Genomic DNA, 20225 nt, shown 5'->3' with positions numbered 1-20225 from the left:
TCGACTAACTTATGGTACTGCTCTTGGCCGTCCCGACAGGGGGATTCCGTTCGATGTCCACGCCGTCGAGTCGCACGCTGCGCAACCGCTTGATCCGTCTGCGCAATCTGCGCCAGGCCCAGGCCCAGGAAGCCCACCAGGCCGATCCCTCCCAGACCCTGTCCCCCGGCTTCAACGGCCGCTGGACCCGCCGCCAGTGGGCCCAGGCCAGCCTGATGGCGACCATGGTGGCCCTGATCGGCGCCATCGTCCCCGGCTTCTCCTCCGTGCTCGAGCCCGTCGACGGCCAGGCGCGGGTCCAGACCCAGACCATGTCGCTCAAGCTGCCGCCGCTGTCGCTGATCCGGCGCCAGGGCAACCCGGGCGACAGCTGGCAGAGCGTCACCGTCAAGCGCGGCGCCTCGCTCCGCCACATGTTCACCACCCTCGGCGTCTCCGAGGACGACCTCAAGCGCGTGCTCGCCCATCCGGGCGTGAAGGAAGCCATCGGCTACGTCACGCCCCAGGCCCAGCTGTCGGTCGACCTGCCGGTCGGCGGCAAGCTGCGCGCAGTGCGCTACCTGCGCGAGGACGGCCAGCGCGTCCAGCTCGACCTGGTCGACGGCAAGGTCCGCGAGACCGTCGTCAAGCGTGACGTCGACGTGCGCACGGTCGTGCTCAGCGGCAAGGTCGGCCGCTCGCTGTTCCGCTCGGCGCGCAAGCAGGGCCTGACCAGCGTCCATCTCGACCAGCTCACCGACGAGATGTTCAAGTACGACATCGACTTCGATTCGGACCTGGACGACGACGACCGCTTCAGCGTGGTGGTCGACCAGATGTGGGTGGACGGCGAACTGGAGAACACCGGCCCGGTGCTGGCCGCCGCGTTCACCGTGGACGGCAAGCTGCACACGGCCTTCCGCCACTACCGCAACGGCAAGCCGGAATACTTCACCTCCGACGGCCGTCCGCTGAAGAAGAACTTCATCCGCATGCCGATTCCCTACGCCCGGCTGAGTTCCAGCTTCGGCGCGCGCCGCCACCCGGTGCTGGGCCGCATGCGCATGCACAAGGGCGTGGACTACGCTGCCGGCACCGGCACGCCGATCCAGGCCGCCGGCGACGCGCGCGTGCAGTTCGTCGGCTGGCAGGGCGGCTACGGCAAGACCGTCGTCCTGGACCACGGCCGCGGCACCACCACGCTCTACGGGCACATGTCGCGCTTCGGCAGCATCCGCCAGGGCCAGCGTGTCGCCCAGGGCACGATCATCGGTTACGTGGGCAGCACCGGCATGTCCACCGGCCCGCACCTGCACTACGAATTCCGCATCAACGGCGTGCATCGCAACCCGCTGAGCGTGACCCTGCCGCCGCCGGAGCCGCTGCGCGGCCCCGAGCTGGCCAGCTTCCGCGCCGAGACCCAGCGCGCGATGACCAAGATCCGCACGGTCGAGAACATCGTCTTCCCGGCCGGCATGGAACCGATCCAGGTCGCCGCCGCCGACAAGCCGGGCGCCGCGAAGAAGAAGGGCTGACGGTCGCCGCACCGTCCCTCCGCGCCGCCGCTGGCGGCGGCGCGGGCCATCGCCGATCATGGCGCGATGCATGACGCCATGACCGCTCCGCCCGACGCCACCCCACTGCCCGACAGGCTCTACCTGGGCATGATCTCCGGCACCAGCGCCGACGGGATCGACGTCGCCATCGCTCGCTTCCACGACGCCCCGACACCGCGCGCCGAGCTGGCGTTCGGCCGCACCTATGCCTGGGACCCGGCGCTGCGCGAGGTCCTGGTGGAACTGGGCCAGCGCGCCCCGGCCCTGACCCTGGACGAGATCGGCACGCTCGAAACCCGCATCGGCCAGGCCTTCGCCGATGCCGCCGAGTCCGCGATCCGCGACAGCGGCATCGACCGTGCCGAGCTCGGGGCGATCGGCTCGCATGGCCAGACCCTGCGCCACCGACCGGACGGCCCGCGCGGCGACGGCGAAAACCGCTTCACCCTGCAACTGGGCGATGCCAGCCTGATCGCCGAGACGACCGGCGTGCTCACGGTCGCCGACTTCCGCCGCCGCGACGTCGCGGCCGGCGGCCACGGCGCGCCACTGCTGCCGGCCCTGCACGCGGCCCTGCTCGCCGCGCCGGGGGAGGATCGCGCGGTGCTGAATCTCGGCGGGATCGCCAACCTGACCCTGCTGCCTGCCGACGGCGGCGCGGTGCGCGGCTTCGACACCGGCCCGGCCAACGGCCTGATGGACGCCTGGTGTCTGCGCCACACCGGCTGGCCCTACGATCGCGGCGGCAGCTTCGCGGCATCCGGCCGGGTGGACCCGGACCTGCTCGCACGCCTGCAGGACGAGGCCTGGTTCGCGCTGCCGCCGCCCAAGAGCACCGGGCGCGACCAGTTCCACCTGGGCTGGGTCGAATCGAAGCTGGCGGGGCACGAAACACCCGCCGACGTGCAGGCCACCCTGCTCGCCCTGACCACGACGACCGTCGCCGATGCACTGCACGCCACCCTGCCCGGCGCGCGTCGGGTGATCGCCTGTGGCGGCGGCGTGCACAACCCGGCGCTGATGCGCGCACTGGCGGAGGCGCTGCAGGACGTGGCCGTCGAGTCCACCGCCGCACACGGCATCGACCCGGACATGGTCGAAGCGCTCGGCTTCGCGTGGCTGGCGCGACAGACCGTGCTCGGCCGCCCCGGCAACCTGCCCAGCGTCACCGGCGCGCGCGGGCCACGGGTGCTGGGCGTGATCCACGCCCCCTGACGGCCGTAGACGGAGCTTGCTCCGCTCTGGCTTTCCCGGAAAAGGCATGAGCGGAGCAAGCTCCGCTCTACAAGATCGAAGCGGAGCAAGCTCCGCTCTACACGCCGCCGAGCTTCGCGCCGATGGGCACGTCGCGAAGCGCGCGCTCCAGCTCGTCGGGATCGAATTCGGCCGGAGGTGGCGGCTCGGCCGGCGCGGTGGCGCCGAGACGACCGATCAGCGAGAACCCCGGATCATTCGGCAGGGTTTCCAGCGACGCGATCACCGACTGCATCACGTCCGATTCCTTCGAATCGAAGCGCAGCGCGCCGCCCTCGGTTGCATACAAGCCGCGCTCGATCAGGTGCAGGATCGTCTCGTGCATCGTCCAGCCGTTCATCTCCGCGACCTTGCGGATGCGCGCGGCCATGTTCGGATCGATGTCGCGGAGCACGAGATCGGTCATGCGCTCATCCCGTCGCCGGCAGCGCGGCTTCGGCCGTCCTGTGCGCGTGGCGGACCAGCCACAGGCACAGCAGCAGGGCCGGGATGCCGATCAGCGCCGTGCCGACGAAGAACAGCGCATAGGCATCGACCAGCGCGTGCGTCTTCGCCAGGCCGTCGACCGCCGCACCGGAGAGGCCCTTCAGGAACTTGCCGGGCATCGCGTAGAACGAGCTGAGCAGCGCGTACTGCGTGGCCGTGTAACCCAGCGAGGTCAGGCTGGACATGTAGCCGACCAGGGCCACGCCGGCGAAGCCCTGCGAGAAGTTGTCGATGGCCATGGCGATCGAGAAGGCCTGGGTATCGGCACCGTGCCAGGCCAGCCAGGCGAAGGCGAGGTTCGAGGCCGGACCGACCACCGCGCCGATCATCAACGTGGTGACGAAGCCCAGGCGCAGCGCGCTGAGACCGGCGATGACGATGCCGACGGTGGTCGCGATCCAGCCGACCGAGCCCCGCACCGCGCCGACGGTTTCCTTGGCGATGCCGATGTCGTTGTAGAACGGATTCGCCATCGGCCCCATCACGAAATCGGGCAGGCGATAGAGGCTGATGGCGAGCAGGATGAGCAGCGCGGCCTTGCCGTGGTCGCGGAAGAACATCAGCAGCGGGCCGACGGCGGCATCGAAGAAGCGCAGCAGCGGCTGCACCAGCGGACGCGACCAGGTCGCGTCGCGGATCGGTGCGTCGCCCGGCGTGCGGCGAGTCAGCAGCCAGATCGCGACCGGCGTGCCGATGGCGAACGCGGCGTCGCCCCAGTCCCAGCCCTTGTCCCAGAAGTTGTGCGCGACGACGAGGAAGGCCACCGACGCGACGCCGAGCAGCAGCGCCACCAGCCAGCGCACCACCATGCCGTCGGAGACGCCCAGCGTGCCGGCGCGCGGATCGGGCAGTTCGACCACCGGCCCGACCTGCGGCTTGCGCGATTCGCGGGCGAAGAACACCGCGATCATGCCCAGGCCCATCAGGCCGGCGATGAGTTCGTAGGACGCGACCCAGCCGATCTTCGCCGCGATCACCAGGATCCACGCGTCGGTGAGCAACAGCGCGAAGCGGTAGCCGAGCTGGTAGGCAGCGCTGAGCAGCGACAGCTCCTCGCCGTCGTCGGCGCTCTCGATGCGCCAGGCGTCGATGACGATGTCCTGCGTGGCCGACGCGAAGGCCGCGACCAGGGCCAGCGAGGCGAACGCGATCAGGCCGCCCTGCGGCGTGATCAGCGCCATGCCGACCAGGCCGATCGCGACCACCAGCTGCGCGAGCAGCATCCAGCCGCGCCGGTGGCCGAGCAGGCGTCCGAGCACCGGTACGTGGACCTTGTCGATGATCGGCGCCCACAGGAACTTCATCGAATACATGATGCCGACCCACGACAGGAAGCCGATCGCGGTCAGTTCGATGCCGCCCTCGCGCAGCCACAGGCCCATCGTGTTGCCGACGAGCATGAACGGCAGGCCGGCGGACAGGCCCAGCAGCAGCATCGCCAGCACCTTGCGCTGGCGCAGGCCGCGCAGCACGTCGCGCCAGCCGGGGCGCTTCGGCTTGGGTTTCTCAGCGCCCGGGGCCGCGTCGGTCGTCGTCGCGGTGCCGGTCACTCGGCGTACTCCACGACGAAGGGCGCATGGTCGGAGAAGCGCGGTTCCTTGTGGACCGCGCAGGCCTTCACCCTGTCGCGCAGCGACGGCGTGATGAACTGGTAGTCGATGCGCCAGCCCACGTCCTTGGCGCGCGCGGCGCCGCGCTGCGACCACCAGGTGTAGTCCGTGCCTTCGGGATGCAGCACGCGGTAAGCGTCGACCCAGCCGCTTTCAGGCGCGGGCGTGCCGTCGCCGCAGGCGTCGGCGATCTGCGCGTTGAGCCAGGCGCGCTCCTCGGGCAGGCAACCGGAGTTCTTCTGGTTCGAGGTCCAGTTCTTGATGTCATTGCGCGCGCGGACGATGTTCCAGTCGCCGCACAGCACGTAGTCGCGGCCGCTGCGCAGCCATTCGTCGAGGATGGGCTTCAGCCACTGCATCACGTCGAACTTGAACGCCTGGCGCACGTCGCCGGACGAACCGGACGGGATGTAGAACGAGACCACGCTGAGGTTGCCGAAGCGCGCCTCGATGTAGCGGCCCTCGTCGTCGAACGGTGCCCAGCCCAGCGAGGTGCGGATTTCGTCGGGCTCGCGACGGCTGTAGATGCCCACGCCGCTGTAGCCCTTCTTCGTGATCGCGTCCTTGAACCAGGCGCGGTAGCCCTCGGCCTGCAGTTCCGGCGCGGCGAGCTGGTGCTCCTGCGCCTTGGTCTCCTGCACGCAGAGCACATCGGCGTCCTGCGCGCGGAACCAGTCGAAGAAACCCTTGGTGGCTGCGGAGCGCAGGCCGTTGGCGTTGAAGCTGATGATGTTCACGAGGCGGGGGATGGTCGTCGGACGGAGGAAGAGGCCGAGGGCATGCGCGCGCATCGGGCCCGGAGTGAGACTAGCGGATCGGCTGGGCCAAGGCACGCCATCGCCCTCCCTTCGGGCACCCTGCCCGCGACTTCGCCGGCGTTCGCCTTTACGATGCCCGCTCTCAACTGCCGATGCCCGCGCCACCGTGACCGACCACCGCACCCGCTTCCTGCAACTGGCCCTCCGCGTCGATGCCCTGCGTTTCGGCGAGTTCACCCTGAAATCCGGGCGGGTCAGCCCGTATTTCTTCAACGCGGGGCGGTTCGACACCGGCGCGGCGATCGCCGGCCTGGCGCGCTGCTACGCCGACGCGGTGGACACCGCCGGCCTGGACTTCGACCTGCTGTTCGGCCCGGCCTACAAGGGCATCCCGCTGGCGACCGCCCTAGCCTGCGAGTACGCCGGACGCGGGCGCGACCTGCCGGTGGCGTTCAACCGCAAGGAAGCCAAGGCGCACGGCGAGGGTGGCACCCTGATCGGCGCGTCGCTGGCCGGCAAGCGCGTGCTGATCGTCGACGACGTGATCACCGCGGGCACCGCGATCCGCGAGGCGCTGGGCCTGATCCGCGACGCCGGCGGCGTGCCGGCCGGCATCGTGATCGCACTGGACAGGCAGGAGGTGGCTCCGGGCGACGGCCCGCCGATGTCCGCCGCGCAGGCAGTCACCGCCGAGGCCGGGATTCCCGTGATCCCGGTCGCAGGACTGGACGACCTGCTTGCATTCGCCGGCGAAAGCGCCGACCTTCTCGACCAGCGCGACCGCCTGCTGGCCTACCGGGCCCGCTACGGTTGCGCGGCAACCTCCACGACCTGATCCGTCCATCCAGGGGGATGGCGAGATGAACATCCTGCGCAACTCACTGCTTTCCGGGACCACGGTCCTGCTCGCCGCCGCGCTGTCGACCGTCCTGCTGTCGACTCCGGCGTCCGCGCAGCAGAAGGACAAGCCCAAGAAACTCTACTGCTGGGACGAAGGCGGCCGCCGCGTCTGCAGCGACACCCTGCCGGCCTCGGCCGTCGGCCACCAGCGCACCGAACTCAGCGCCAGTACCGGCTCGGCGATCAGTCGCGTCGCACGTGAGCTGACCGCCGAGGAACGCGCCGCCGCCGCCCTGCAGGCCAAGGCCCAGGAAAGCGAAGCAGACCGTCTGCGCCGCGAGATGGCGATGGTGGTGTCCTACACCACGGAGAAGGACCTGCAGCGCGCCTTCCAGGAGCGCTTCGCGCTCGTCGACGAGGGCCTGAAGTCGTCCTCGATGGCGCACACCAACCTGCACAAGAGCCTCATCACCCTGCTCCGCCAGGCCAACGACCTGGAGCTGGCCGGCAAGCCGGTCGGCAAGCAGCTGCGCAACCGCATCCTGACCCAGCATCGCGAGCTGGGCATGCTCGTGTCCACGCAGCAGCGCCTGCGCACCGAACGCGGCACCCTGCAGGCCGAATACGAGCAGGCCTTGCGCCGCTATCGCGAGCTGAAGGGCACCGCAGTGACGACCGCACCCGCGGCGCCGACGCTCGCCAGCGGCGGCTGAGCCTAAAAACGAACGACGGGGTCAGGTTCACTTCGGGCGGAAACCGAAGTAAACCTGACCCCGTTGCTTGTCTGGCTCAGAACGGCAGCACCATGTCCGGCTTGAGCTGGAGCAGGCGCGTGCGGAACGCGCCCTGGATGCGCAGCAGCGCCTCCTGGTCGTCGGCTTCGAAACGCAGGACCAGAATGGGGGTTGTGTTCGAGGCGCGCACCAGGCCCCAGCCGTCCGGCCAGTCCACGCGCAGGCCGTCGATGGTCGACGGGCGCCCACCCTCGAACTGGGCGTGCTCGCGGAAGCGATCGACGAAGGCGTGCGGATCGATGTCGCCCATCTCGATCTTCAGCTCCGGCGTCGAAACACCCTTGGGCAGGGCGTGCAGCACTTCGTCCGGGAATTCCGGCGAGGCGGCGAGGATCTCCAGCAGGCGCGCCGCCGAGTAGATGCCGTCGTCGAAGCCGTACCAGCGTTCGGCGAAGAAGAAGTGACCGCTCATCTCGCCGGCCAGCTCCGCGCCGGTCTCGCGCATCTTCGCCTTGATCAGCGAATGCCCGGTCTTCCACATCAGCGGGCTGCCGCCGTGGCGCAGGATGTGCGGCGCGAGTCGGCCGGTGCACTTCACGTCGTAGACGATCATCGCGCCCGGGTTGCGCTCCAGCACGTCGGCGGCGAACAGCATCAGCAGGCGGTCGGCGAAGATGTTCTCGCCGTCGCGGGTGACCACGCCCAGGCGATCACCGTCGCCATCGAACGCGATGCCGAGGTCGGCATCGAGGCGCTGCACCATGTTGATCAGATCCTGGAGGTTGTGCGGCTCGCTCGGATCCGGATGATGGTTCGGGAAGGTGCCGTCGATCTCGCAGTACAGCTCCTCGACATCGGCGCCGATGGCCTCCAGCACGCGCGGGCCGATCTCGCCGGCCACGCCATTGCCGGCATCCACGACGACCTTGAGGCGGCGGCCCAGCTGCACGTCGGAGGCGATGCGCTGCACGTAGTCGGCGCTGATGTCGCGCTCGCTGTAGGTGCCCTGCGTATGCGGCTGGTGCAGGCGGTTCTCGGCGATGCGCGCGTGCAGGTCGGTGATGGCGTCGCCGGACAGCGTCTCGCCGCCGACGACGATCTTGAAGCCGTTGTAGTCCGGCGGGTTGTGGCTGCCGGTGACCGAGACGCAGCAGCCGGTGCGCAGGTGGAAGGCACCGAAGTAGACCACCGGCGTGGGCACCATGCCGATGTCGATGACGTTCACGCCGGCCTTGCGCAGGCCCGCGACCAGGCCTTCGACCATCGTCGGGCCAGAGAGTCGGCCGTCGCGACCGACCACGATGTCGCCGAGGTCCTGTTCGCGCATCAGCGAGCCGATGGCGTGGCCGATCAGTTCGGCGACGCCGGCATCCAGCGTCTTCCCGACCACGCCGCGGATGTCGTAGGCGCGGAAGATGCTGCGTTCGATCAGCACCTGCGGCGACTTCGGCGTCTCGCGCACGTCGATCGGCGGCGGCACCGCCGCGCCTGGCGTCGCCGCTGCCTCGCTGGCCACGGATTCCATGAGGGTGGGCGCATCGTCGACAGGACCGGCGCTGCTCGGCTGCAGGCGGCTCAGGCGGAACGCGACGTAGGCGAGCAGCACCAGCAGCACGGCGGCCACCATCGCCGGGATGCCCCCCAGGCCGGCCATCGCCCCGGGCGGGGCCGAGGTCGCGGCGACCACGCGCAGGCCGGAATCGGACACGTCGCGCGCCATGCGCTCCGCGCCGCCGGTGTATTCCATGTTGCCGCGCTCCCAGACGGTCGCGCTGTTCTGGCGCAGGCCGAGGTAGCTGTCGTCGTCGAGGCCGAGGGTGTCCAGCCCGGTCGTCAGCTCGGACAGCGGCAGCTGCGCGAAGGCCACGCCGATCACCCGGTCGCCCTGCTTCACCGGCGCGGACAGCGCCAGATGGGGCTTGCCCTTGCTGCTGACCACCCAGCTGCGCACGCGGTTCTCGGCCAGGGCGGACTCCAGCACCGCCAGGCGCCCGAAGCCGATCTTCGTGGCCTCGGCGTAGGCCGCTTCGAGGTCGGTACCGTACACCTGCACCATCGACACGTTCGGCCAGCCGGTGCGGATCGCCTTCGCGGCGCCGGCCAGGTCGCCCGTCGCCAGCGCCGCCTGCACGGTCGGCCGCTCCATCGCCTCGGACAGCTGTTTCTGCTGGCGCAGCATGGCCTGGTGGACCAGCTGCATGCCGTTGTCGCGGGTGAGTTCCAGGGCCTCGCGGCGCTGGTCGTGCATGAACTGCGCCACGCCGCTCCAGCCCATTACCACGGCCAGCACCAGGCAGAGCGCGGCGATCGGCAGCAGGGCCGGACGAATCTGGAGGATCTGCTGGCGTGTGCGGTCTTTCATCGATTGGGTCCCGAATCTGGAGTATCCAGCGCCTGCCCCTGCGGGACCGGCGCGCCTGCCCCGGCGTCGCTCAGCGAACGCCCGTATGGCCGAAGCCGCCCGCCCCCCGGGCGCTGTCGGCGAAAGTATCCACGACCTCGAAGGTCGCGCGAACGATCGGAAGGATGACCAGCTGCGCAATCCGGTCGCCCGGCGCGATGGTGAAGGCCTCCCGCCCGCGGTTCCAGGTGCTGATCAGCAGCGGCCCCTGGTAATCGGCATCGATCAGCCCCGTGCCGTTGCCCAGCACGATGCCGTGTTTGTGGCCCAGGCCCGAGCGCGGCAGGATCACCGCGCACAGCCCGGGGTCGGCGATGTGGATCGACAGGCCCGACGGCACCAGCGCGGCGTCGCCCGAGGCCAGTGTCAGCGGCGCATCGAGCGCGGCGCGCAGGTCCAGGCCGGCGCTGGCCTCGGTCGCGTAGGCCGGCAGCGGCCATTCGTCGCCGAAGCGGGGATCGAGGAGCTTGACCTGCAGGGTGTGGTGCATCGAATCGTCCAGACGGGGCGCGGGCTCAGAGCCGTGCGCGGATCAGGTCCAGCAGGGCGTCGGCCAGCACCGTCTTCGGCGCCGAACCCAGAGAATGCACGCGCTCGGCATCGATCACGGTCAGGGCGTTGTCGTCGCTCTCGAACCCGCTGCCGGCGCAGCCCACCTGGTTGGCGGCGATCATGTCCAGCTGCTTGCGCACCAGCTTGTCGCGGGCGTAGTGCTCGACATCGTGGGTCTCGGCGGCGAAGCCCACGACCACGCGCGGACGCTGGGCATGGGCCGCGACCTCGGCCAGCACGTCGCGGGTGCGCACCAGCTCGATCGTCAGCGTGTCGCCACCGTCGGGCTGGTCGGATTTCTTGATCTTCTGCGACTGGATCTCGCGGGCGGTGTAGTCAGCGACGGCGGCGGCACCGATGTACACGTCCGCCGGCAGCGAGCCCAGCACCGCGTCGTGCATTTCCGCCGCCGAGCGCACGTTGATGCGGCGCACGCCGGGCGGGGTCGGCATGCTGACCGGGCCGGCGACCAGCACCACCTGCGCACCGCGTCGCGCGGCCGATGCAGCGATGGCGAAACCCATCTTGCCGCTGCTGCGGTTGCCGATGAAGCGCACCGGGTCCAAGTCTTCGTAGGTCGGCCCAGCGCTGATCAGGATGCGGCAGCCGGCCAGGTCAGGCCCGGACGAGAGCGAGGCGGCCAGCACCTCGACGATCGCCGGCGGCTCGCTGAGCCGGCCGGGGCCGATCTCGCCGCAGGCCTGCGAACCGCTCTCGGGGCCGATCACCGACACGCCACGGGCGCGCAGCGTGGCCAGGTTCGCCAGCGTGGCCGGATGCAGCCACATGCGGTTGTTCATCGCCGGCGCCACGAACAGCGGCGCGGTCGTGGCCAGGCACAGGGTCGTCACCAGATCGTCGGCCATGCCATGGGCCAGCCGGGCCAGCACGTCGGCCGTGGCCGGCGCCACCAGCACCGCGTCGGCCCAGCGCGCCAGCTCGATATGGCCCATCGCCGCCTCGGCGGCCTCGTCCCAGAGCGAGCCGCGCACCGGCACGCCGGACACCGCCTGCAGGCTGGCCGCGCCGATGAACCGCTGGGCGTTCTCGGTCATCGCGACCTGCACTTCGGCACCGGCTTCGCGCAGCCGGCGCACCAGCTCCACCGACTTGTAGGCAGCGATGCCGCCGCAGACGCAGAGCAGGATGCGTCGACCGGCCAGGGAGTGCGCCATGCGGGGTTTTCCTACGAAACGGACCGGCGGACAGCTTACCCGATGACGACGCAAACCCCGACAGCCGGGCCCTCGTCGAAGCGCTGCAATGGGCGTCCCATCCCACCCCCGACCCGAACGCCGCCATGCAGATCCGAGACTGGCCCGACGACGAACGCCCCCGCGAGAAACTCCTCAAGCACGGCCCCGCCGTGCTCTCCGACGCCGAACTGCTGGCGCTGTTCCTCGGCTCCGGCCGGCGCGGCGAGGACGTCGTCGCCTGCGCCCGACGCCTGCTGAGCGCGCAGGGTTCGCTGCGCGCCCTGCTGGAACTGCCGCCGAGCCGACTGCTCCGGCTGCCGATGGTCGGCCCGGCCCGCGCCTGCGCCCTGCTCGGCGCGCTGGAACTTGGCAACCGCCACCTCGCCATCGCCCTGGAACGCGGCGATGCCCTGCGCGACCCGGACAGCGCCGGCCGCTATTTCGCGCAGCGGCTGCGTGGCCTGCCGCACGAGGTCTTCGCCGTGCTGTTCCTCGATACCCGCCACCGCGCCATCGCCTTCGAGGAAATGTTCCGCGGCACCGTGGACGGCGCCGAGGTCCACCCGCGCGAGGTCGTACGCCGCGCCCTCGCCCACAACGCCGCGGCCCTGATCGTCGGCCACAACCACCCCAGCGGCAACGGCGATCCCAGCGCCGCCGACCGCGCCATCACCGCCCGCCTCAAGCAATCCCTGGCCCTGGTCGACATCCGCCTGCTCGACCACTTCGTCATCGGCGACGGCAGCCCGGTGTCGCTCGCCGCAAGGGGATGGGTGTGAGGCCGCGGGGGCAGCGCGCACAGTCCCGGAGCCGGCGGGGTTGTCGGCTACAATGACCGACCGCCGCACACCAGCCCGCACGCGAAAAATCCCCGTGAAATCACAGCTCCGCGCCCTCATCGAGCAGGGCATCGCCAACCTCCGCGCCCAGGGCATCCTGCCCGCCGACCTCGCCACGCCGGACTTCGTCGTCGAGCGACCGAAGGACCGCAGCCACGGCGACTTCGCGACCAACGCCGCGATGACCCTCGCACGACCGGCGAAGAGCAATCCGCGCGCGATCGCGCAGGCGCTGATCGACGCGCTGCCGCAGAACGACGGCATCGGCGCGGTCGAGATCGCCGGCCCCGGCTTCCTGAATTTCCGTCTCTCGCAGAACGCCTGGCAGCGCCAGCTGCGCGCCGTGCACGCCGAGGGCGCACGCTACGGGCGCAACGCCAGCGGCGGCGGCCGCGTCGCCGGCGTCGAATACGTCTCGGCGAATCCGACCGGCCCGCTGCACGTCGGCCACGGCCGCGCGGCGGCGATCGGCGACTGCATCGCGCGCGTGCTCGACGCCAACGGCTGGGCAGTCAAGCGCGAGTTCTACTACAACGACGCCGGCGTGCAGATCGAGAACCTCACGAAATCCACCCAGGCGCGCGCGCGTGGCCTCGGTCCCGGCAGCGAAGGCTGGTCGGAGGATTTCTACCAGGGCCACTACATCGCCGACGTGGCGAAGGCCTATCTCGACGGCGCTTCGATCGAAGTCGACGGCCAGGTCATCACCGGCGCGCGCGATCCGGAGAACACCGACGAGATCCGCCGCTTCGCCGTCGCCTACCTGCGCCGCGAGCAGAACCTCGACCTCGAAGCCTTCCGCGTGTCCTTCGACGTCTACTACCTCGAATCCTCGCTGTACCGCGACGGCAAGGTCGAGGAAGCCGTGCGCGAGCTGATCGCCCACGGCCACACCTACGAGGAAGGCGGTGCGCTGTGGCTGAAGTCGACCGACTTCGGCGACGACAAGGACCGCGTGATGCGCAAGTCCGACGGCACCTACACCTACTTCGTGCCGGACGTGGCCTACCACCTGACGAAGTGGCAGCGCGGCTACGAGCGCGCGATCACCGAACTCGGCGCCGACCACCACGGCTCGCTGGCGCGCGTGAAGGCGGGCCTGCAGGCGCTGGACTGCGGCATCCCGCAGGACTGGCCGGAATACGTGCTGCACCAGATGGTCACGGTGATGCGCGGCGGCGAGGAAGTGAAGATCTCCAAGCGCGCCGGCAGCTACGTCACCCTGCGCGACCTGATCGACGAAACCGGCGCCGATGCCGTGCGCTGGTTCCTGATCGCGCGCAAGCCCGATTCGCAGCTGGTGTTCGACATCGACCTCGCCCGCTCGCAGTCGCTCGACAACCCGGTGTACTACGTGCAGCTCTCGCATGCGCGCACCTTCGGCGTCGTGCGCAAGATGGCCGAGCGCGGCCTGTCCTTCGACCTGGACGCCGGGCTGTCGCAGCCGATCGACATCGCCGACCCGATCGTGCGCGACGTGCTGATCGACCTGTCGCGCTGGCCGGAAATCGTCGAGCAGGCCGGCGTCGACCTGGAACCGCACCAGATCGCCACCTATCTGGTCGAACTGGCGCAGGCCTTCCAGCGCTACTACAACGCCAACATCTTCCTCGTCGACGACGCCGACACCCGCAACGCCCGCCTCGCGCTGGGCTTCGCAGTGCAACGCGTGCTCGCCAACGGCCTTGAACTGCTCGGCGTGTCCGCGCCGGAAGAAATGTTCTTCGCCGACACCGACGGCGCGGAGGCCGCGTAAATGGCCGGCAAGCGCAACACCAAGTCGCAGGCCCGCCGCAATTCCGGCGGCGACAGCACCGCCATCCCGGGTGGCATCTGGATGCTGGTCGGCCTGGGCCTGGGCATCGCCCTGTTCCTGTTCCTGCCGAAGTTCCTCGACGGCAGGAGCGCGAACGATTTCTTCCGGCCCAAGCCCAACGCCGAGGCCCAGCCGCCGGCGATCGACGCGACCAGCGACAAGACGCCGATCGCGCAGGATGGTGGCGAGGAAGGCACGGCCACCGACGCGGCACCGGACAAGACGCAGGAGCAGGAGTACGACTTCTACACCCTGCTCTCGGGCGAGGAGACCGCGCTGAGCGACACCGAGGTCGCGGCCCGTGCACGCGCCGAGGAAGCGGCACGGCAGCAGGCCGCAGACGCTGCGGACCCGGCGGAGACGAAGACGCCGGCCGACGACGCGAAGACGCCACCGCCCGCGATCGATGCAGCCCCCATCGCCGAGACCAAAACGCCGCCGAAGCAGGACGACAAGGCGGACCAGACCGCCTCGGCGACACGCGACGACACCCGCTACCTGCTGCAGGCCGGCGCGTTCCAGGCCTCCGGCGACGCCGAAGCCCTGAAGGCGAAGATCGCCTTCCTTGGCCTGAGCGCACGCGTCGAGTCCGCCCAGATCCAGGGCCAGACGGTCTATCGGGTGCGCATGGGCCCTTACGGCAGCGCCACCGAACTGGCCGAAGCCAAGAAGAAACTCGCCGGCGGCGGCCTGCCGGCGATGGCGGTCAAGGCCAAGTAAGATCGATCCCAAGCCACTGAAATAAAAGGGCTTTGCGTCTCACGGTCGCGATCCGTGAGACGCCCCGGCGGCATACTCTCGTCCCAAGAGGAGAGAACGCCATGACGCTCGAAGCCGCCCTGCTCCGACCCTCCCTGTTCAGGCCAGTCTTCAAGCCCGTCTTCGACGCCCTGCTGGCGCGTCTGCAGCAGCGCAGGCGCCGCGAGCAGCGACGCGGCGGCGAAGCCGCGATGCGCGACGCCATCCGCGAACTGCTCCTGCCCCAGCCCGACGAACGCCGCATCGAGGCCCGCCTCGCCCTGGCCCGCGCCAGCGGCGTCTCCGCCCACGACATCCGCCTCGCGGAAGCGATGCTGGCGCGCCACCGCGAGACCCGCGAGGCCACGCGCGGCAAGACCCACCGCAGCCGGCGTCGACATACCCTTCACTGATCGGGCTTCCACCGCCTGCCCGCCACACCATGCCCGCTACAATCGGCGGATGAAGACCATCCTCATCACCGGCGCCACCTCCGGGTTCGGCCGTGCCGCCGTCGAACGCTTCCACGGCGCCGGCTGGCGCATCATCGCCACCGGCCGCCGCGCCGAACGCCTCGACGCGCTGGCCGACGCGCTCGGTCGCGAGCGCATCCACACCACCGCCTTCGACATCCGCGACGAGGCCGCGATGCGCGCCGCGCTCGACGCACTTCCTGCCGACTTCCGCGATATCGACGTGCTGGCGAACAACGCCGGCCTCGCGCTCGGCACCGCGCCGTCGCAGCGCGCCGACCTCGCGCAGTGGAAGCAGATGATCGACACCAACGTCACCGCGCTGGCCACGCTCACCCACGCCCTGCTGCCGACCCTGATCGCGCGGCGCGGCGCGATCCTCAACATCTCCTCGGTCGCCGCCACCTATCCCTACACCGGCGGGAATGTGTACGGCGGCACCAAGGCCTTCGTCTCGCAGTTCTCGCTCGGCCTGCGCAGCGACCTGCACGGCACCGGCGTGCGCGTGACCAGCATCGAACCGGGCATGGCCGAAACCGAGTTCACCCTCGTCCGCACCAGCGGCGACCAGGGCGCCTCGGACACCCTGTACAAGGGCGCCGACCCGATCCGCCCCGAAGACATCGCCGAGACGATGTTCTGGATCGCCAACCTGCCCCCGCACCTCAACGTCAACCGCATCGAAGTGATGCCGGTGCGTCAGTCGTTCGCGGGATTCCAGGTGGCGCGGGATTCCTGAACGCATCGATGTCGCTCAATCAAGCAATGTGGCCGAAATGAAGAACATCGCCGCAGTACTCGTACTGTCGCTCACCGCATTGGCGGCCGGAACGAGCCGAGCGCAGTCGACCGAAGAAAGTTACAGCATCAGCGAAGAGCTGATGACATCGCTGAAACCGCATATCGGCAACGGACCTGTGTTGCCCATGCCCGCTGCCATGTCGTCGACACAGACGATCTGGAACAAGGGCAATTTTGGAATGAAGGTCTACTACGACGAGAAGATCCGCTACAGGATGCTCGAAAATCGCCTTCATCACGTTGAGGGCACTGGAGGCTTCCGCAAAGGCCAGGCAGGAGGCTCCGGCACGAGCCTGTCCCTCTGCGGCCTTCTCCCTCTGGTCAGCGTCAGCCAGTCAAGCACGACTAACAAAGGCTTCATCAGTGTCGTCGGCATCGGCATCCACACCAGTTCGACGGTCGCGTTCGCCAATCGAAGCAGGATGATACGTCTCGAAACGACGGCGCCGTCGCTTTGCGGAATCACACCGGGGCAGCATTTCACCTACCGTGTCGACGCCGAATCGACGCGGAGAGTCGAAGGCGACTACATCCGCGACCGCACGATTGAGGAAGTGGTCAATGGGCCACTCGTCACCTGCACGGCGCGCCAGGACATATTGCCCGCCAGCAGCATCGCCCCTCAGCTGGTTGGCGACTACATTCCTGTCGAGTGCGTCACCCAAGATGCGAAGAACAGGCCTTCATCGACTCATCTTGCCTATCTAGCCTCGTATCGCTTCTATCTCGTGATGGCAAACAAGTCCAAATGGCAAAGAAGCGAGCATGCGCATGTGGTCGAGCCCGCTGCGCCGGATAGCACATCTTCTCCACCGCCGCCCTGAATGATTGACCGGCCAGCGCATGGATATTCAGTGCGTCGGCACCGCTGCATGCGGCACCCTGCCTGCTCTGAAACGCCTGCCCAACCGCAACCCCGGCCGCTCCACCGCGTAATACACCAGCGCCGCCGCGAGCAGCGATGCGATGCCGTACGCCGCGAACGTGACGTAGCCGTTGCCGATGCGTTCCAGTACGTCGCCCAGATGTTCCGCCACCAGTCCGTACACCGGCTTGTGCACCAGGTACAGGCTGTACGACACGGCTGCAAGCCAGGCTGCGCCGGGGAACGCGCGACGGCCGATCCAGCTGCCGGATTGCGTGCCGGCGAAGACCAGCATCGCAAGCCCGAGCGACAGCACCGGCCAGCCGATGCTGTTGCCGAGCAGGCCGGTACGCTCGCGGAACAGCCAGAAGCTGAGCGCCATCGTCGCAAGACCGACGATGAACACCAGGTTCGCGCGTGCAGCGACGCGACCCCATGACGCCGGGCGATAGGTCTTCCAGGCCGCGAGCAGCACGCCGGCGAGCAGGCCGTCGAGCCGGTTCCAGGTCGGGTAGTAGATCTCTTCGACGAACCAGTTGTAGTCGGGGGCCAATGCGTCGAAATGCAGCCAGATCGCACTGCGCAGCGCGATGCCGCCGAGCACCAGCGCGACGCAGAACAGCGCGAGCGCGATCCCCGAGCGCAGGCGGGCGAAGCCCAGCGCCAGGATCGGGAACAGCAGGTAGAAGTGCTCCTCGACGCACAGCGACCACGCATGCGAGAACGCGGCGTTGCTGCCGTAGTCGATCGACAGGTTCACGAAGAACAAGGCGAACTTCCACCACGGCTCCATGCCCGGCGCCTCGCGGAATCCCGGCCACAGCAGGTACACGGCGAGCACCGCCCAGAATGCGGGCAGGATGCGGAATGCGCGGCGCAGGTAGAAATCGCTGAAGGACAGGCGCTCGCCGCGCGCCAGCGGTGCGAGCACCTGCAGGCCGATCAGGAATCCGCTGAGCACGAAGAACAGGTCGACGCCCATCCAGCCGTATTGCTGTGCCCATTGCCAGTCGTCGCCCAGGCCGCCGACAAGGAAGGAATGGAACAGCATCGTCCAGACCACCGCGATGGCGCGGAGCGAATCGAGACCTGGCAGGCGGATGGGCGGGACGTGCATGAGTTCGGTCTCGGTGTGCGGGCAGCGAGATGCGGCTCGCGAAGCGAAGGATTCTATGCGTCGCGCGGAATGCGCGACGCAGCGTGACGCCCGTTACGCGACGCCGTCGGGATCCATGCCGGCGAGCCTTCGCAGCAGCGGATCGATGTAGCTGCGGCTCGCACGCACCGGCGTGCCGTCGCGCAGGCGCAGGATGGCGTCGCGGTTCGCCAGCGGCTGCAGTTCGTCGATGCAATCGACGCGCACGATCGCCGAACGATGGACGCGGACGAAACGGGCGGGATCGAGCTTCTCCATCAGCCTGCCGAGCGTGTCGCGGACGAGATGGCGCTGTCCATCGACATGCAGGCAAGCGTAATCCCCGTCCGCTTCGATCCACGCGATCGCATCGGCATCGACATACCGCATGCGACGCCCGACACGCACCTCGAATCGGCGCACACGGGCCGAGGCGGATGCGACATGGGTCGCGGTCGTCGGCGCGGACTGCCAGCGCCAGCGATGGAGTTCGCGGGCACGGTCGAGCGCTTCCTCGAAGCGCGCATCGTCGACCGGCTTGAGCAGGTAGTCGATCGCACGGAGGGCGAAGGCCCGCACCGCGAAGCGGTCATGGGCGGTCAGCAGGATCGCCATCGGTCGCACCGGCTCGGGCAACGACGCAAGCACATCCAGCCCCGAGGCTCCAGGCATCTGGACATCGACGAAGGCGAGATCCACCGGTACTGCGCGGAGTCCTTCGATCGCAGCCGGCCCGTCGGCGTACTCGGCGGCGACCTGCAGGTCCGGATGCGCGGCCAGGCGCGCACGCAGGCCGCTGCGGGCCAGCGGTTCGTCATCGATGATGACCACGCGCATCACGGCTTCGCCTCCGCAATGGCCGAGAGCGATTGCCCAGCATGACTTGCCCCATCGCGAGCGGCGCCATCACGGTACGGCAGATCGAGCTCGACCCGGAAACCACCGCCGGCGACGCGCTCGGCACGCAAGGCGTGGTCGCCCGGGTACAGCGCGTGCAGGCGCTCGGCGAGATTGCGCAGGCCGATGCGCTCACCGGACCCTTCGACCGGCGGCGCCGTGTCGCCGGTATCGTTTTCGATCCGGATGCGCACGCGATCGTCCACGCGATCGATGGCGATCTCCAGCCGGCCAGGCGTCAGTCGCGGCGCGATGCCGTGGCGGATCGCATTCTCGATCAGCGGCTGCAGCAGCAGCGTCGGCACCCGCGCGCGCAGCACGTCGGCGCCGATGCGCCATTTCACCTGCAGTCGCGAGCCGAGCCGCGCGCGCTCGATGTCGAGATAGCCTTCGGCATTGGCCAGTTCCTCGGCCAGGGCGACTTCGTGCGAGGCATCGGCATCGAGCGTGGCGCGCAGGAAATCGCCGAGCCGGGCGATCATCGCCTGGGCCTCGGCGTTGCGCGCTTCCGCGACCAGCCCGGACACCGCATTGAGGGTGTTGAACAGGAAATGCGGCTGCAACTGGTAGCGCAACGCGCGCAGCTCCGCGTCACGCGCGGTGGCGCGAGCCTCGGCATGGCGCGCCTGTTCGTCGCGCAGCTCGAAGGCATACATCAGCACGGCATGGGTCGCGCAGAACGCGATCAAGGCCAGCCAGCAGGATTCGAGACCTTCGAACATGCCGGCGACGCGGAACTCGGACACGGGTTTCCAGCCCATCGACCATCCGAGCACGAAACCGAACCCCTTGTTGACCACCGACATGCCGTAGGTCAGCACGAAGACCGTGAGCGCGAGCGTCCACCAGGCGATGCCACGACGCCACAGCCTGCGCTGCAGCCATGCCAGGAGCGGCATCCAGAGGATGCACAGCGCGATGTAGAGCGTGCCGTAGGCAGCCGCGCGGGGGCGATCGAGCTCCAGCAGCACCATCAGCGCCAGCGACGCACAGGCCGGCAGACCCGCCAGCAAGGGCAGCCATGCCGGCAGCACGGCCATGCGGCGCGGGGACGGATCAGCGCGGCGATGGAATGACGACATCGAGGGACGGCCTCATCGCGATGCCAGCGGGGAATGAACGGGCAGCACGGCCATCATCCGGAAGGCGCCCATGCGGCAACAGACCATCCAAAAAAACCATCCGATCATGACATCCGCATCGCCGAGCAACACCGCATCTCAACACAGGGATGGCCGAGACTGAGGTTCCGAGGCAGGACGCTGCGCCGAAACGGTGGATGGCGCGTCCGACGG

Annotated in this window: 18 protein-coding genes and 1 pseudogene; 10 read left to right on the top strand and 9 right to left on the bottom strand. The window is 69.2% G+C overall.

Features of this window, described 5'->3' with window-relative positions:
- Positions 1-53: 53 nt before the first annotated feature.
- Both ACFQ0E_RS05805 and ACFQ0E_RS05800 read left to right on the top strand, forming a co-directional pair.
- Positions 54-1514, top strand: a complete 1461-nt coding sequence (locus ACFQ0E_RS05805) for a M23 family metallopeptidase (RefSeq protein WP_386822727.1) — start codon at positions 54-56, stop codon at positions 1512-1514.
- Positions 1515-1592: 78 nt separating this feature from the next.
- A complete protein-coding gene (locus ACFQ0E_RS05800) occupies positions 1593-2750 on the top strand; it encodes an anhydro-N-acetylmuramic acid kinase (protein ID WP_386822726.1) in 1158 nt (385 codons plus the stop codon).
- A 229-nt stretch (positions 2751-2979) separates the two neighbouring features.
- Here ACFQ0E_RS05800 and ACFQ0E_RS05795 read toward each other — a convergent pair.
- The 3 genes and pseudogenes from ACFQ0E_RS05795 to ACFQ0E_RS05785 all read right to left on the bottom strand — a co-directional run.
- A pseudogene (locus ACFQ0E_RS05795) lies at positions 2980-3195 on the bottom strand (hypothetical protein); the annotation flags it as partial.
- Positions 3196-3199: 4 nt separating this feature from the next.
- Positions 3200-4825, bottom strand: a complete 1626-nt coding sequence (locus ACFQ0E_RS05790) for an AmpG family muropeptide MFS transporter (RefSeq protein ID WP_386822725.1) — start codon at positions 4823-4825, stop codon at positions 3200-3202.
- The gene (locus ACFQ0E_RS05785; RefSeq protein WP_386824054.1) at positions 4822-5622 is read right to left on the bottom strand and encodes an exodeoxyribonuclease III; all 801 of its coding nucleotides are present in this window, start codon (positions 5620-5622) and stop codon (positions 4822-4824) included. Before ACFQ0E_RS05785 ends, ACFQ0E_RS05790 begins: the two co-directional genes overlap by 4 nt.
- Before the next feature lie 187 nt (positions 5623-5809).
- Between ACFQ0E_RS05785 and pyrE the strand changes: the two genes are divergently transcribed.
- Both pyrE and ACFQ0E_RS05775 read left to right on the top strand, forming a co-directional pair.
- Positions 5810-6478 (top strand): orotate phosphoribosyltransferase, encoded by a 669-nt coding sequence (pyrE, locus tag ACFQ0E_RS05780; protein WP_386822724.1) that lies wholly within the window; start codon positions 5810-5812, stop codon positions 6476-6478.
- A 25-nt stretch (positions 6479-6503) separates the two neighbouring features.
- On the top strand, positions 6504-7196 hold the full coding sequence (locus tag ACFQ0E_RS05775) for a hypothetical protein (RefSeq protein WP_386822723.1): 693 nt from the start codon (positions 6504-6506) through the stop codon (positions 7194-7196).
- A 76-nt stretch (positions 7197-7272) separates the two neighbouring features.
- Here the strand turns inward: ACFQ0E_RS05775 and ACFQ0E_RS05770 are convergent, their stop codons facing one another.
- From ACFQ0E_RS05770 to coaBC, 3 genes are all read right to left on the bottom strand, one after another.
- The gene (locus ACFQ0E_RS05770; protein ID WP_386822722.1) at positions 7273-9579 is read right to left on the bottom strand and encodes a phosphomannomutase/phosphoglucomutase; all 2307 of its coding nucleotides are present in this window, start codon (positions 9577-9579) and stop codon (positions 7273-7275) included.
- Between the two features lie 70 nt (positions 9580-9649).
- A complete protein-coding gene (dut, locus tag ACFQ0E_RS05765) occupies positions 9650-10108 on the bottom strand; it encodes a dUTP diphosphatase (RefSeq protein WP_386822721.1) in 459 nt (152 codons plus the stop codon).
- A 25-nt stretch (positions 10109-10133) separates the two neighbouring features.
- Complete coding sequence (coaBC, locus tag ACFQ0E_RS05760; protein ID WP_386822720.1) at positions 10134-11345, bottom strand: bifunctional phosphopantothenoylcysteine decarboxylase/phosphopantothenate--cysteine ligase CoaBC; 1212 nt, start codon at positions 11343-11345, stop codon at positions 10134-10136.
- Positions 11346-11470: 125 nt separating this feature from the next.
- On the opposite strand from coaBC, the gene radC reads away from it, so the two are divergent.
- The 6 genes from radC to ACFQ0E_RS05730 all read left to right on the top strand — a co-directional run bounded on the left by radC (position 11471) and on the right by ACFQ0E_RS05730 (position 16857).
- On the top strand, positions 11471-12145 hold the full coding sequence (gene radC, locus ACFQ0E_RS05755) for a RadC family protein (RefSeq protein WP_386822719.1): 675 nt from the start codon (positions 11471-11473) through the stop codon (positions 12143-12145).
- A gap of 94 nt (positions 12146-12239) precedes the next feature.
- Positions 12240-13961: an arginine--tRNA ligase gene (gene argS / locus ACFQ0E_RS05750; protein WP_386822718.1), complete on the top strand. Its 1722-nt coding sequence runs from the start codon at positions 12240-12242 to the stop codon at positions 13959-13961.
- A complete protein-coding gene (locus ACFQ0E_RS05745) occupies positions 13962-14741 on the top strand; it encodes an SPOR domain-containing protein (protein ID WP_386822717.1) in 780 nt (259 codons plus the stop codon).
- 101 nt (positions 14742-14842) lie between these two features.
- Entirely contained in the window at positions 14843-15172 is a 330-nt protein-coding gene (locus ACFQ0E_RS05740) for a hypothetical protein (protein ID WP_386822716.1), read from the top strand.
- A 49-nt stretch (positions 15173-15221) separates the two neighbouring features.
- Entirely contained in the window at positions 15222-15971 is a 750-nt protein-coding gene (locus ACFQ0E_RS05735; RefSeq protein WP_386822715.1) for an SDR family NAD(P)-dependent oxidoreductase, read from the top strand.
- A 37-nt stretch (positions 15972-16008) separates the two neighbouring features.
- Entirely contained in the window at positions 16009-16857 is an 849-nt protein-coding gene (locus ACFQ0E_RS05730) for a hypothetical protein (RefSeq protein WP_386822714.1), read from the top strand.
- Positions 16858-16884: 27 nt separating this feature from the next.
- On the opposite strand, the gene ACFQ0E_RS05725 is transcribed toward ACFQ0E_RS05730, so the two are convergent.
- The 3 genes from ACFQ0E_RS05725 to ACFQ0E_RS05715 all read right to left on the bottom strand — a co-directional run bounded on the left by ACFQ0E_RS05725 (position 16885) and on the right by ACFQ0E_RS05715 (position 20012).
- A complete protein-coding gene (locus tag ACFQ0E_RS05725; RefSeq protein WP_386824052.1) occupies positions 16885-18000 on the bottom strand; it encodes an acyltransferase family protein in 1116 nt (371 codons plus the stop codon).
- Positions 18001-18108: 108 nt separating this feature from the next.
- Positions 18109-18870 carry a LytR/AlgR family response regulator transcription factor gene (locus tag ACFQ0E_RS05720; RefSeq protein WP_386824050.1) on the bottom strand — a complete coding sequence of 254 codons (762 nt, stop codon included), beginning with the start codon at positions 18868-18870 and terminating at the stop codon, positions 18109-18111.
- Entirely contained in the window at positions 18870-20012 is a 1143-nt protein-coding gene (locus ACFQ0E_RS05715) for a sensor histidine kinase (protein ID WP_386822713.1), read from the bottom strand. The genes ACFQ0E_RS05720 and ACFQ0E_RS05715 overlap by 1 nt, the downstream gene beginning before the upstream one ends.
- Between the last annotated feature and the right edge of the window lie 213 nt (positions 20013-20225).

Source organism: Lysobacter brunescens (genome assembly GCF_042677005.1).
GTDB classification, from domain to species: Bacteria; Pseudomonadota; Gammaproteobacteria; order Xanthomonadales; family Xanthomonadaceae; genus Lysobacter_I; species Lysobacter_I brunescens.
Note: the sequence above shows the minus strand (reverse complement) of the source record. Positions and strands in the feature narration are given on the sequence as shown.